The 14,862-nt window shown below is 63.3% G+C and carries 3 protein-coding genes and 1 pseudogene; 2 read left to right on the plus strand and 2 right to left on the minus strand.

Features of this window, described 5'->3' with window-relative positions:
- Positions 1–168: pseudogene (locus QYQ93_RS12335) on the minus strand (type II toxin-antitoxin system HicB family antitoxin); the annotation flags it as partial.
- Between the two features lie 231 nt (positions 169–399).
- Here QYQ93_RS12335 and QYQ93_RS12340 point away from each other — a divergent pair.
- Positions 400–10,671 carry an amino acid adenylation domain-containing protein gene (locus QYQ93_RS12340; RefSeq protein WP_338477064.1) on the plus strand — a complete coding sequence of 3,424 codons (10,272 nt, stop codon included), beginning with the start codon at positions 400–402 and terminating at the stop codon, positions 10,669–10,671.
- Positions 10,668–13,832, plus strand: a complete 3,165-nt coding sequence (locus tag QYQ93_RS12345) for an amino acid adenylation domain-containing protein (protein WP_338477065.1) — start codon at positions 10,668–10,670, stop codon at positions 13,830–13,832. The genes QYQ93_RS12340 and QYQ93_RS12345 overlap by 4 nt, the downstream gene beginning before the upstream one ends.
- A gap of 60 nt (positions 13,833–13,892) precedes the next feature.
- Here the strand turns inward: QYQ93_RS12345 and QYQ93_RS12350 are convergent, their stop codons facing one another.
- On the minus strand, positions 13,893–14,846 hold the full coding sequence (locus QYQ93_RS12350; RefSeq protein ID WP_338477066.1) for an alpha/beta hydrolase: 954 nt from the start codon (positions 14,844–14,846) through the stop codon (positions 13,893–13,895).
- Positions 14,847–14,862 lie beyond the last annotated feature (16 nt).

Consider the following 14,862-nt stretch of genomic DNA (forward strand, 5'->3'; position numbering starts at 1 on the left):
AAGAAAATCATTCACGGCCTCGCGAAAGGCTGCTTCCAATGCATTTTCGGTTTGCCCTTCATAACTCACCAGTGCGCTGATGTACAAAAGCCGACCAAACAGGCAATTGTCTTCAGCACTGTGTTCAATTGAGCCGGTATAGCCTCTGTATTGCAGCTGGTGATTCATTGTGCGGATTTCCTCACGTCAACGGCTGGATAATCTGACGTCGGCAAGCCTGGAACGCACGCATCGCTGAAAATATCGGCAGCGTACTGGTTTGCCGTAGAACGCTTCCCGCAAGCCCACGCTCCCCGCTGGCAGCAGCCCCCATCCCCGCGCTAATTTTTCCCCTTCCGGTTCGTTTTATAGGGACGACGTGCCTTTGTGCTTCCCGCCTATTGCCCCGGATTCGAAGAAATGAATGCTGAAGACTCCTTGAAACTTGCTCGCCGGTTTATCGGGCTGCCTCTGGAAAAACGCCAGCTGTTCCTGCAAGCCTTGCAGAAAGAAGGCGTGGAGTTTTCCCGGTTTCCGATTCCGGCAGGGGTAGAGGCGCAGGACCGCCAGGCGCTGTCCTACGCACAGCAGCGCATGTGGTTTCTCTGGCAATTGGACCCGGCCAGCGGCGCCTATAATCTGCCCGGCGCGGTGCGCTTGATCGGCGCGCTGAACCTGTCAGCGATGGAACAAGCATTCGCCAGCCTGGTGGCGCGTCACGAAACCCTGCGCACCGTGTTCCAACGCCAGGCCGATGAGCATCTGGTGCAGGTGGCGATAGAACCGTCGCTTGCGGTCGAGCAATTGGACGTCAGCGCCTTGCCCGCCGCCGAGCGCGAGCAGGCCGTCAACGACGCCGCTACCCGCCAATCCTTGTTGCCATTCGACTTGGAACACGGCCCGCTGCTGCGCGTGCAATTACTCAAGCTCGCCGATCAGGAACACGTGCTGCTGCTGACGCTGCACCACATCGTCTCCGACGGTTGGTCGATGAACGTGCTGATCGACGAGTTCATCCGTTGCTATGACGCCCATGAGCGCAACGAAACGCCACAGCTGCCGGCGCTGCCGATCCAATACAGCGACTATGCCCTTTGGCAACGGCGTTGGCTGGAAGCAGGGGAGCAGGCGCGCCAGTTGCAATACTGGCAGGCACGCCTGGGCGACGAGCATCCGGTACTGGAACTGCCCACCGACCATCCGCGCCCGGCGATGCCCAGCTACCGAGGCACGCGGCATAACTTCGCGATTGATCCGGCGCTGGCCGCGCAACTGCGCAGCTGCGCGCAAAAACACAACGTCACCCTGTTCATGCTGCTGCTCGGTGCCTTCAATGTGCTGCTGCATCGCTACAGCGGCCAGGGTGATATCCGCGTCGGCGTGCCAATTGCCAATCGCAACCGCACCGAAGTCGAAGGGCTGATCGGTTTCTTCGTCAACACCCAGGTGCTGCGCACCGAACTGAGCGGGCAAACTCGCGTTGCCGAGCTGTTGCAAGGCATCAAGGAGCACGCCCTGGGGGCCCAGGCCCATCAGGAGTTGCCCTTCGAACGCCTCGTGGAAGCGCTGAAACTCGAGCGCAGCCTGAGCCACACGCCGCTGTTCCAGGTGATGTACAACCACCAGCCGGTGGTCGCTGACATTGCTGCGGTGAGCACCGCGTCCGGCCTGGAATTGGCCCTGGTGGAGTGGCAAGGCCGCACCACCCAGTTTGACCTGACCCTGGACACCTATGAAAAGTCCGGCACCCTGCATGCGGCCCTGACCTACGCCAGCGACCTGTTTGACGCGCCGACCGTCGAGCGCATGGCCCAACACTGGATCAGCCTGTTGCAGGCGATGGTGGTGGATGGCGCACAGCGTATCGGCGAATTGCCGATGCTCGATGCCAGCGAGCAGCAACGGCTGGTGCACACCTGGAACCAGACTGCCGAGTCGTATCCGACCGAGCGTGGGATACATCACCTCATCGAAGACCAGGTGCAACGCACCCCGAATGCGCCGGCACTGGTGTTCGGTACGACCACCTTGACCTACGCCCAGCTCGACGCCCGCGCCAACCAGTTGGCCCATGCCCTGGGCGAGCAGGGCGTAGGTCCCGACGTGCTGGTGGGAATCTGTGTCGAGCGTTCCGTCGAAATGGTCATCGGCCTGCTGGCGATTCTCAAGGCCGGTGGCGCCTATGTGCCCCTCGATCCCGAGTATCCCCAGGAACGCCTGGCCTACATGATCGAAGACAGCGGCGTTCAATTGCTGCTCAGCCAGCAAAGCCTGTTGGCCTTGCTGCCCGCTGCCGGTATCCAGGTAATTGCCTTGGATCAGCCGGCGCTGTGGCTCGACGGTTACAGCCGCGAAGCGCCCGCCGTGGCTGTCCATGCCCTCAACCTCGCCTATGTGATCTACACCTCCGGCTCCACCGGCAAGCCCAAGGGCGCCGGCAACAGCCACCGTGCGTTGGTCAACCGTTTGAGTTGGATGCAACAGGCCTATGGTCTGGATGCCGGTGACGCGGTGTTGCAGAAAACCCCGTTCAGCTTCGACGTCTCGGTATGGGAATTCTTCTGGCCGCTGATGACCGGTGCGCGCCTGGTGGTTGCCGCGCCTGGCGAACACCGCGAACCGGCGCGCCTGATCGAAACCATCGGCCGGCACGCCATCACCACCTTGCACTTCGTGCCGTCGATGCTGCAGGCGTTTATCCACGAGCCGGGCGTGCAGGCGTGCACCCGCCTCAAACGCATTGTGTGCAGCGGCGAAGCCTTGCCCCTGGATGCGCAACTGCAGGTGTTCGCCAAGTTGCCGGGTGCGGCGCTGTACAACCTCTATGGCCCGACCGAAGCGGCCATCGACGTCACCCACTGGACCTGCATCGACGAAGGCGCAGACAGCGTGCCCATCGGCCGCCCGATCGCCAACCTCGGCACCTATGTGCTGGACGCGCAACTCAACCCGGTACCGGCCGGTGTTGCCGGCGAGCTGTACCTGGGCGGCACCGGCCTGGCGCGTAGTTACCACCAGCGCCCGGCGTTGACCGCCGAGCGCTTTGTGCCCAGCCCGTTCGTGACCGGCGAGCGCCTGTATCGCACCGGTGACCGCGTGCGCCAGCGCGCCGATGGCGTGATCGAATACCTGGGCCGCCTCGATCATCAGGTCAAGCTGCGCGGCTTGCGTATCGAGCTGGGCGAAATCGAAACGCGCCTGATGCAGCACCCGCAGGTGCGTGAAGCGGTGGTGTTGGTGCAGGGCGGCAAGCAGTTGGTCGCGTATCTGGTGCTGGAAGACGAAGAACCGACCGACCTCAAGGCCTGGCTGCTCAGCAGCTTGCCGGAATACATGGTGCCGACGCATTTCATCACACTGGCCAAACTACCGGTGACCGCCAATGGCAAGCTCGACCGCAAGGCATTGCCCGTGCCGGACGCGACGCTGCAACAGGCATTTGTCGCGCCGGAAAATGCCTTGCAAAAAGCCTTGGCGGCGATCTGGAGCGATGTGCTCGGCGTTGAGCAAGTCGGCCAGGATGACAACTTTTTCGAACTGGGCGGCGACTCCATCGTCTCCATGCAGTTGGTCAGCCGGGCGCGCCAGGCCGACATCAGCCTCAGCCCCAAGGACGTGTTCCAGCACCAGACCCTGCGCAGCCTGGCGCAAGTCGCCAGCCTGCGCCTGCACACCATGATCGACCAGGGGGCTGCCCAGGGCCAGGCGGCCCTCAGCCCGGTGCAGCAGTGGTTCTTCGCCCAGGATATTCCCCAGCGCCAGCACTGGAACCAGTCGTTGTTGCTGATACCGCGCGAGCCGATCATGGCGGCGCGCCTGGACGCCGCGTTGCAGCAACTGGTCAACCACCATGACGGCTTGCGCCTGCGCTATCAGTCGAGCGCTGAGGGGTGGCAGCAGCACTACAGCGAGCCTGTGGGTGAATCCGTGCTTTGGCAACGCCAGGCCGACAGCCACCAGGCCCTGGCGCAGCTGTGTAACGAAGCTCAGCGTAGCCTCAACCTGCAAGACGGCCCGTTGTTGCGCGCGCTGTTGGTGCAGATGCCCGACCACAGCCAGCGTTTGCTGTTGGTGATCCATCACCTGGTGGTGGACGGTGTTTCCTGGCGCATCCTGTTGGACGATTTGCAGCAGTTGTACGCCGGCTTGCGCGAGGGGGCAGCGCCAGCGCTGGCGGGCAAGACCACCTCCTATCAAGCCTGGACGGCCCGGCTGCAAGGCGCTGTTCCACGCTTTCTGCCCCAGCTTGAAGGTTGGCAGGCACGGCATGGGCAGGCGCCGACTGCGGATTTGCCTTGCGATAATCCCCAGGGTGCCCTGCATCAATACCTGGAGGAAAAGGTCAGTTGCACCCTGGATGCCGACACCACCCGCCAGCTCTTGACCCTCGCGCCGGCCGCCTATCGCACCCAGGTCAACGACCTGCTGCTTACCGCACTGGCACGTGTGGTGTGCCGCTGGAGCGGGCAGGCCAGCGCGTTGGTTCAATTGGAAGGCCATGGACGTGAGGACCTGTTTGACGACGTGGACCTGACCCGTAGCGTCGGTTGGTTCACCAGTATGTTTCCCGTCAATCTCACCCCGGCACACGCGCTGTCGGACTCGATCAAGGCGGTCAAGGAGCAACTGCGTGCGGTGCCGGACAAAGGCATTGGCTACGGCGTGTTGCGCTATCTGGCCCCGTCACCTGTGGTCGCGGCCCTGGCGGCGCTGCCCCAGCCGCGCATCACGTTCAACTACCTTGGGCAGTTCGACCGCCAGTTCGACGAAGGCGCGCTGTTCGTGCCTTCCGCCGAAGGCAACGGTCTGGCCCAGGACCCGCTTGCGCCGCTGGCCAACTGGCTGACGGTCGAGGGGCAGGTATACGGCGGCGAACTGTCCCTGCAATGGGGCTTCAGCCGTGAGATGTTTTCGTGCGCGACGATCCAGCAACTGGCTGACGACTATGCTGGCGAGCTCAAGGCGTTGATTGCCCATTGCTGTGGGCTTGAAGCCGGGCAGGCGACGCCGTCGGATTTCCCCTTGGCCGGCATCAGCCAGTCCCAGCTGGATGCGCTGGCGCAGGTGGGCGCCGAGGCCGAAGACCTGTACCCCTTGTCGCCGATGCAGCAAGGCATGCTGTTTCACAGCCTTTACGAGCAGGACGCCGGCGATTACATCAACCAGATGCGCGTCAATGTGCAGGGGCTGGACGTCGCACGTTTTCGTGCCGCCTGGCAGGCCACGGTCGACGCCCAGGACATCCTGCGTACCGGCTTCATCTGGCCTGGCGACTGGCCGCAGGCGCAGCAAATGGTGCATCGCCAGGTGCAGTTGCCGTTCAGCGTGCTCGACTGGCGCAACCATGAGGCGGTGCCGGCATCCCTTGATGCCTTGGCCCAAGCGCAATCGCAGCAACCTTTCGACCTGGCCCGGCCACCGCTGTTGCGCCTGGTCCTGGTGCAACTGACGGACACCGACTGGCACCTGATTTACACCCATCACCACATCCTGATGGACGGGTGGAGCAACTCACAGTTGCTCGGCGAAGTGTTGCAGCGCTACAGCGGCCAGAAACCGCCGGCCGCAGTGGGCCGCTATCGCGATTACATTGCCTGGCTGCAAGAGCAGGACAGTGCCGCCAGCGAAGCATTCTGGAAGGCCCGGCTATTGCCCCTGGAACAGCCGACCCGTCTGGCCCAGGCGCAGGTGCCGACACTATCGGGGCCGGCCTATGGCGAACACTATTGCGTGGTGGATGCCACGCAGACCCGGCGCCTGCATGAATTTGCGCGCCAGCAGAAAGTCACGCCCAATACCCTGGTACAAGCCGCCTGGCTGTTGCTGCTGCAACGCTACAGCGCACAAGCCACAGTTGCGTTTGGTGCCACGGTAGCGGGGCGCCCGGCGCATTTGCCCGGGGTCGAGCAACAGATCGGCCTGTTCATCAATACCCTGCCGGTGGTAGCGACCCCGCAGGCCGAACAAAGCCTCGGCAGTTGGCTGCAAAGCGTACAGGCGTTGAACCTGAGCCTGCGCGAACACGAACACGCACCGCTTTACGAGATCCAGCGTTGGGCCGGTCGCGGTGGCGAGGCACTGTTCGACACTATTCTGGTCTTCGAAAACTACCCGGTCTCTGAAGTGCTGCAACGCGGGGCCCCCGACGGCCTGTACTTCGAGGCCTTGCACACCCATGAGCAGACCAGTTACCCGCTGACCCTGACGGTCAATCTGGGCGACACCCTGACCTTGCATTACAGCTATGCCCATGGGCACTTTTCAACGGCGGCGGTGCAGCGTCTTGGTACGCACTTGAGCAACCTGCTCAAGCATATGCTCGATGCGGCCGAGCTACCGTTGGCGGAACTCAGCCTGCTGGACGCCCAGGAGCACCAGTCGCTGGTGCATGACTGGAGCACCGCCAGTCTCGACTACCCCAGTGAGCAGCGGGTTCATCAACTGTTCGAAGCCCAGGTGGCGCAGCAACCCTCAGCACCGGCCTTGCTCTTCGAAGACCGGCAACTGACCTACGCCGAACTCAACGCCCGGGCCAACCGCCTGGCCCGGCATCTGGTGCGCCTGGGCGTCGGCCCCGACGTGCTGGTGGGCATCGCCGTGGAGCGCGGCCTGGACATGATCATCGGCCTGCTGGCGGTGCTCAAGGCCGGCGGCGCCTACGTGCCCCTGGACCCGGAATATCCCCAGGACCGCCTGCTGTGCATGATCGAAGACAGCGGCACCCGACTGATGCTGACCCAGAGTCACCTACGTGAACGCCTGGCGATACCCGCCTATGTCGAGCACCTGTGTCTGGACCAGGACCAGGCCTGGGTCGACCTGGACGCCAGCAACCTGAGCAACCGCGCCCATGCCCAGAACCTGGCGTATGTGATGTTCACCTCGGGCTCCACCGGCCGGCCCAAAGGCGTGGGTATCAACCAGCTGTCGCTGACTCGCCATGCCTATGTGTCGCTGGAGTTTTTCAACCTCAAGGGCGATGACCGCATCCTGCAGTTTTCCACCTTCAACTTCGACGGCTTCGTCGAGCAGTTGTACCCGGCGCTGATCTGCGGCGCCTCGGTGGTGCTGCGCGGCACCGAGATCTGGGACACCGAGACCTTCTACCGCGAACTGATCAAGCACCAGATCAGTGTGGTCGACCTTACTACCGCCTATTGGAACCTGCTGGCCAAGGATTTCGCCACGGCCGGTCCGCGCGATTATGGGCGCCTCAAGCAGGTGCATGCCGGCGGTGAAGCCATGCCGCCCGAAGGCCTTGCCGCGTGGGCCGAGGCCGGCCTGGGGCATGTCAAGTTGCTCAATACCTATGGCCCCACCGAAGCCACAGTGACGGTCACCGCCCTCGACTGCACCGATTACGTGACCGGCGTACGCCCCACACCCTTGACCATGCCCATCGGCAAGGTCCTGGCCGGGCGCAGCATCTACCTGCTGGATGACAGCGGCGCCCCGGCACCCATCGGCGTGGTGGGTGAACTGGTGATCGGCGGCGAGTTGTTGGCCCGTGGTTACTTCAACCGCCCGGACCTGACCGCCGAACGCTTCATGCCCGATCCGTTCAGTCAGAATGGCGGCCGCCTGTACCGCACCGGTGACCTGGCGCGTTACAACGCCTCGGGTGTGATCGAATATGTCGGGCGCATTGACCATCAGGTGAAGATCCGCGGTTTCCGTATCGAACTGGGGGAAATCGAGGCCCGGTTGCTGGAGCAGGAGCAGGTGCGAGACGCCATCGTTCTCGCGCAGCCGGCGGCCAGTGGCTTGCAGTTGGTAGGTTATGTGGTGCCTCACGCCACCGCGCTATCGCAAGCGGAGTTGCGCCAGTCGATCAAGGCGGCCTTGGCGGCGGTACTGCCGGACTACATGGTGCCGGGCTTGCTGATGTTCCTCGACGCGCTGCCTTTGAGCCCCAACGGCAAGCTGGACCGCAAGGCCCTGCCAAAACCGGATGCCAGCCAACAGCAAAACCACTACGTGGCACCGCGCACGGCGTTGGAGGTTCAGGTCGCGGGTGTCTGGCAAAGCGTGCTGGAGCTGGAACAGGTCGGGCTGGACGATCACTTTTTCGAGTTGGGTGGGCATTCATTGCTGGCCACTCAAGTGGTTGCACGCCTGAAGACGTTGATGGCCTGCAACCTGACCCTGCGCGATCTGTTCGGCGCACCGCGCCTGGCCGACTTCGTGGCCACAGTGGCTGGCCGGAGCGGGCGTGACGCATCGGCGGGGAACATCCCGTTGCTGGCCCAGGGTGATAAATCCAGTGTGATCCTGTCACTGGCGCAACGCCGTCTATGGGTGGTCGAGCAGCTTTCGCACGCCAGTGGCGCCTATGGCATGCCGCTGGCCGTGCGCTTGCGCGGCGAACTGTCATTACCGCTGTTGATTGAAAGCCTGGCGCACGTGGTTGCCCGTCACGAAACCCTGCGCACGGCCTACATCAGCGACGAGGAGGGTGACCCGCTGGCAATCATCGCCGAACACGTGGATGTCGACTTGCCGATGGTGGATCTGTCGTCCCTGGACCCGGCCGAACAAGAGCGCCGGATCGCGGTTGCCGTTGAAGCCAATACCCGCCAGCCCATCAGCCTGTTGCAGGCGCCGTTGTTGCGTGGGCAAGTGCTCAAGCTGGGCCCCACTGAACACGTATTGCTGTATTCGATGCACCACATCATCTCCGATGGCTGGTCGATGGCTGTGCTGGTCAATGAACTGGTGGGCATTTACGCGCGCACCAAGGCTGGTGTACTTGAGCCGCTGCCGCCCTTGCCGATCCAGTATTCCGATTACGCCCTGTGGCAACAGCAGCTGCAAGAAACCGGCGTACTGGCCGCCCAGGCGCGCTACTGGGAGCAGGCGCTGGCCGGACACAGCGGTGTGTTGCAACTGCCCACCGATAAAGTTCGACCCCAGGCACCCACCTACGAAGGCCGGGACCTGGCCTTTACGCTGCCCACCGCCCTGCATGACGGCTTGAAGGCACTCTCGGCCAAAGCCGGCGTCACCCTCTACAGCACCATGCTGGCAGCGTTCCAGGTCATGCTGCACCGGCTCAGCGGTTGCGACGACGTGCTGGTCGGTGCCGACGTTGCCGGGCGCCAGCAGCCCGAGCTGGAAGGCCTGATCGGTTTCTTCGTGAACATTCTGCCGTTGCGTTCCAGCTTTGCGGCGCAACAACCGTTCAACACCTTCCTGGCCAACACCCAGGGCACTGCGCTGGATGCCTTCGAACATCAAGACCTGCCGTTCGACATGATCGTCGAAGCCTCGTCGCGTCCGCGCCAGCGGGGTTTCAACCCACTGGTACAGGTGCTGTTCGTCATGAACAACCTGCCCGTGCAGGGCGGCCAGATCGACGGCATAGACGTGCAGGTGCTGCCGAGCCGTGGCGGTTATTCCAAGTTCGATATGGCCCTGTTCATCGATGAAGATGCCGGCCACCTGCACGGGACCTGGCAGTACGCCAGTGACCTGTTTGATCAACAACGCATTGAGTCATTCGTCAACGCCTGGACGGGAATTCTTGAGCAGATTGTGTGTGATCCGAACATTCAATTAGGGGACATCACCATGCCTACCAATACCCTGGAGCAACCCACCACGCCCGTACCGCCAGCCATCAAGGCCGACAAGCTGGGCAAGTTCCTGAAAAAGTCGCAAAGCCGCACCGACAAGCCTGCCGGCGCGCTGATGCGTGAGACGCTGCTGGTCCCGGAGCAGGACTTCCCCTTGCTGATGGAACCTACCGATCCGGGCCTGGACCTGGTGGCCTGGATCAAGCAAAACCGGGCGTTGGTGGAGGCCAAGCTGGCTCGCCATGCGGGGATTCTGTTTCGCGGCTTTGCCTTGCGTGACATTCATGACTTCGAAGCGTTTGCCGAAGCCGTACAACCTGGGTTGTACGGCCAGTACGGTGACTTGCCGAAAAAAGAGGGCGGCAAGAACACCTACCGTTCAACGCCGTACCCTGAAAAGAAAATGATCCTGTTCCATAACGAAAGCTCCCACCAGGACCGCTGGCCGCGCAAGCAGTTGTTCTTCTGCGAGCAACCCTCGCCTGTGGGCGGCGCAACCCCGGTGGTGGATTGCCGGCAGATGTACCTCAAGCTGCCGGTGGCGATTCGCGAGCGCTTCGAAGACAAGGGCTTGCTGTACGTACGCACCTTTGCCGACAAGCTGGACGTTTCCTGGCAGCACTTCTTCAAGACCGATGTACGTGCCGATGTAGAGGTGCGTTGCCGGGCTGCGGGCATTGAATGGACCTGGCTGGACAATGATGAACTGCAAATCCGCACACCGTGCCCGGCGATCATCCGGCACCCGGTGACGGGGGAAAAAACCTTCTTCAATCAGGTACAGCTGCATCACATCTTCTGCCTGGACCCGGATGTCCGCGAGGACTTGCTCGCATTGTTCGGTGAGCAGCGCATGCCTCGTCACGTGTACTACGGCGATGGTTCGCCGATTGAGGACGAAGTCATGGCGCTGGTGGGCGAGTTGTACGAGGCCTGCGCGGTGCGTTTCGACTGGCAAAAGGGCGACGTGATCCTGCTGGACAACATGTTGGCTGCCCACGCTCGTGACCCCTTCGAAGGGCCGCGCAAGATTGTCGTGGCGATGGGTGAAATGATTGAACGAAGCGCGCTGCAAGCCGCGCACAGTGAGACCGCAAAGGAAGAGGCCGGAGCATGAGTACTGCACAACAGGGAATGATGGACCCGGGACTGGCGTTGCTGACCGAGCAGCAACAGTACCTGGACGCCCGGGAGCAAGGGGCGACCTGGGGCGACCTGGCTCATTGCCTTAAACTGGACATTCGTGGCGAACTGGACCCGCTGCGCCTGCAACACGCCCTGGACAGCCTGGTGTCGCGCCATGAGGCCTTGGCGGCGCAATTTACCCCGGTCAGCGGCTACCACGGGCTGCGCCAGCGAGTAGCGGCGGCTGAGGCGGTGAACTTTACCCAGTGGTCCGACGTGGCGTCGCCCCAACAGGTGAGTGAGCGCCGGCAACAATGGTTGCAGCAACCGCTGCCGCTGATCGGCGCGCTGCTGCAGCGCCTGGAAGCGGACCACTGGCAACTGCTGGTGGGCGTCGCACGTTACGCGGCCGATGCCGCGACCTTGGCCCTGATCCAGCAGGAGCTGCTGGCGGCCTATGGGCAGCAAGAATTTGAAGAGGAGGAGCCGGGGCAGTTTTCGCAGTACCTGGAATGGCGCAGCGAGGTGATCTTCGACGAAGACGCCGACGTGGCCAAGGCGTACTGGCAGCAGCATGTGCAAGCCCCCGAGCCGGTGCTCGGCGGCCCGGACTTGCCTTATCGGCTGACCGGCGGCGGCACCGCACCCACGGAGCGTTTGAGCGTGCCACTGGACCAAGCCCTGTTGACTCGCCTGCAAGCGTCGGGACTGGCCCTGGACGTGGTGATGCAAACGGCCTGGTGGGTGCTGTTGGCGCGCATCAGCGGTCGCGAAACCTTCCTGGCGGGCTGGCGGCATGACGCACGCCAGGATTATGAATTCTTTGAGCATAGCCTGGGCCTGTTCGAGAAAACCTTGCCCCTGGCGATTCGTATCGACCTGGCCAGCACCTTCGGCGACCTGGCTGCGAGCTTGGCGGCACAGTTGGATCAGCACCGAACCTGGCAGGAATACTGGGCGCCCGGGGCGTTCCCGCAGCAGGCCAGGCCAGCCATCGGTTTTGGCTGCCGACGAGTGTCGGCACCGCGTGAAGTGGCCGGGCTGGTCTGGGCTGGCAGCGACCTGCCAGCCGGCCTACCGCCATTCGAGTTGGCACTGCACCTGGACATCGACGCAGTTGGCGAGCCACAAGGTGTGTCGCTGGACTTCAATCCCACCTGCTACACCGCGCAAGCCACCGAAAGCCTGTTGGCCCAGTACCGTCAGTTGCTCCATGGCATTGCCGACAATCCGCAAGCAATCATCGGGCGTTTGAACCTGTTGGATGCTAGCGAAAAAGACCGGCTGTTGGCACTCAACCCGCCAGCGCATGCACTGGAGGCGCCGTTGTTGCCCCAGCGCATTGCCGCTTGGGCGCAGCAAACGCCGCAGGCCATCGCCCTGGCGCATGCGGGCCAAACCCTCAGCTATGCCGAACTGGACGCCCGCGCCGCGCAGTTGAGTGGCCAGTTGCTGCGCCAGGGCGTGGGGCCTGGGTCGATCGTCGGCCTGGCGTTGCCGCGTTCTGTCGAGCTGGTCGTCGCCATGCTCGCCACCTGGCGTGCCGGCGCAACCTACCTGCCCCTGGACCCGCAATGGCCAGCGGCGCGCCAGGCGGAAATCGCCCGGCATGCCGCCGCGAGCCTGGTGCTGATGGCGCACGCGCCGAGCCAGGACGAGCCGATGGCCTCGTTCAAGGTCCTCAACCCTGGCGCGTCGACTGCTGACGCTCCATTGGCACCGGCAGTCTCCGTGCAAGCTCGGGACGCCGCCTATGTGCTGTTTACCTCCGGCTCCACCGGGCAGCCCAAAGGCGTGGTGGTCGAGCATGGCGCGTTGCTCAACTACACAGCGGGCAGCAGCCAGCAATTGGGTCTGTCTGGCTGCCGTCACTTTGCGTTCAGCTCCACAGTCGCGGCGGACCTGGGCAATACCGCCTTGTTCGGTGCGTTGTACAACGGTGCGACCCTGCATATCGCTGACGATGCGACCCTGCAAGACCCACAGGTCTTCGCCAGGTTCTTGCGAGACCAGCGCATCGACTGCCTGAAAATCGTGCCCTCGCACCTGGCCGCCTTGCTGGAAGCCGAAAACGCCGTATTACCCGCGACCCTGGTGCTGGGCGGTGAAGCCATCGGTGCCGGCCTGGTCCAGCGGATTCAGCAACTGCGCCCCGATTGCCGCCTGTTCAACCATTACGGTCCCACCGAAGCGACGGTGGGGGTGATGGTGCATCCGGTGCTGCCCGGTGACGACCTGACCCAGGGCGTCCCGCTGACCGAGGTGCTGCCGGGCAACCAAGTATTTGTACTCGGCGCTGACGCACAGTTGCTGGCTCCGGGCGAACTCGGCGAGTTGTATATCGGTGGCCACCAGTTGTGCCGGGGCTACTTGAATGCCGAGGCTGACGCCGACGCGTTTATCCGCAGCCCGCTGGTGGCAGGCGAGCGTCTCTACCGCAGCGGCGACCTGGCCCGTTATCGGGTAGACGGCGGCGTGCAGCTGTATGGCCGTCGGGATCAGCAGGTCAAGGTGCGGGGTTTTCGCATTGAACTGGCGGAGATAGAGGCGCAACTGCTGCGCTTGCCCCAGGTCAGTGAGGCCGTGGTGGTTGTGGTTCAAGACGAGCCGCAGGCGTTTGTGGTGCTGCGTGTGGCGGTGGATGAGGCGGTATTGACCCAGCTCAAAACCCAGCTCGCTGAACGCCTGCCGGCGGCCATGGTGCCGCGCCAGATACTGAGCCTGGGGCGCATGCCGCGCCTGCCCAACGGCAAGGTTGACCGCAAGGCATTGCAGCACACCCAGCCCGTGGTGTCCCAACATGTCTATGTGGCACCGCGTGACGCCCTTGAGCAACTGTTGTCCACGCGCATGGCCCAGTTGGTCGGACTGGAGCGGTTGAGCATCGACCAGGACTTTTTCAGCGCAGGCGGGCATTCCTTGCTGGTGATCAAGCTGGTCGCGGGTATTCGCAAGCTGCTGCAATGCGAGATTCACCCCGGTGTGGTGTTTGATCACCCCAGCGTGGCAGAACTGGCGCGGGTACTGCGCGAGCGTGAAAGTGTCGCGGGGCAACTGGAGAAGATCGCCCAGGCACGTTTGCGCCTGGATGCAATGAGCCCTGAAGAGAAGGCGGCGCTGATGGAAAAGGCCCGCCATATGCAGCAGGGCTAGTTGCAATGCCCGGGGCTGGCAATCAGCCCCGGTTCAAATCATGGGACGCTCAGGCGCTGCTCAGCGCTGTTCCCCCAACCAGCTCAACACCTCCGCATAAATACCGGCAACGGCGCTGGTGATCCCGTTCATGCGCAGGAAGTCATGGGTCAGCCCCGACTGCACCTGCAGGGTGACGGCAGTGCCGCTCGCTTCCAACAACTGGGCATAGGCCTGGCCTTCGTCATACAGCGGATCGTACTGGGCCAGACTGATATAGGCCGGGGCCAGCGCGGCCAGCCCTTCGGCCAACAGCGGCGAGACCCTCCAGTCGAGGCGCTGTTGGGCCTGCGGGCAATAGTGCTGGTAGAACCATTCCAGCGTGGCGGTTTCCAGCAGGTAATCCTCGGCATATTGCCGGTGGGAATTGCGTTGCCGCGAGGTGTCGGTGACCGGGTAAAACAGCAGTTGGGCCCAGGGTTTGAACGCCAGTTGTTGCGGCGTCTTCACTGCGGTGATCGCCAAGACCGTCGCCAGCGTCGCCCCGACACTGTCCCCCGCGAGGGTTATCCGGCGGCTGTCCAGTTGCAGGTGGCCGGCCTGTTCGGCCAGCCAGTTGGCGGCGTCAAGGGTGTCATTGACGGCGGTGGGGAAGCCCGCTTCTGGCGCCAGGCGGTAGGCGGGCGCGAAAACCGCGTATTGGCCACTGGCTGCCAGCCTGCGGCAGATGGAATCGTGGGAGTCCAGGCTGCCCACCACGTAACCGCCACCGTGGATATACACAATCGCCGGCAGCTGCGCCGTGCCCGGTGCGCGATAGAGGCGGGCGGGCAATACATGGCCATCGCGTGCGGTGACCGTCAGCTCAGTGACCTCCACCGAGCCCGGCGGGCTGGGGTCGAGAATGGCGGAGGTCTGTTCGAACTCCCGCCGAGCCTGTTCAACACTGAGTGTGTGCATGGGTTGGCTTTTGCCGGTCAGGCGACCCATTTGTGCCAGTTCCAGAAAACCTTCGAGGTCAGGGTCCAGGGGCATTGCGTGTTCCTTGCGA

The organism is Pseudomonas khavaziana, from assembly GCF_036704165.1.
In the GTDB taxonomy this organism is placed as follows: domain Bacteria; phylum Pseudomonadota; class Gammaproteobacteria; order Pseudomonadales; family Pseudomonadaceae; genus Aquipseudomonas; species Aquipseudomonas khavaziana.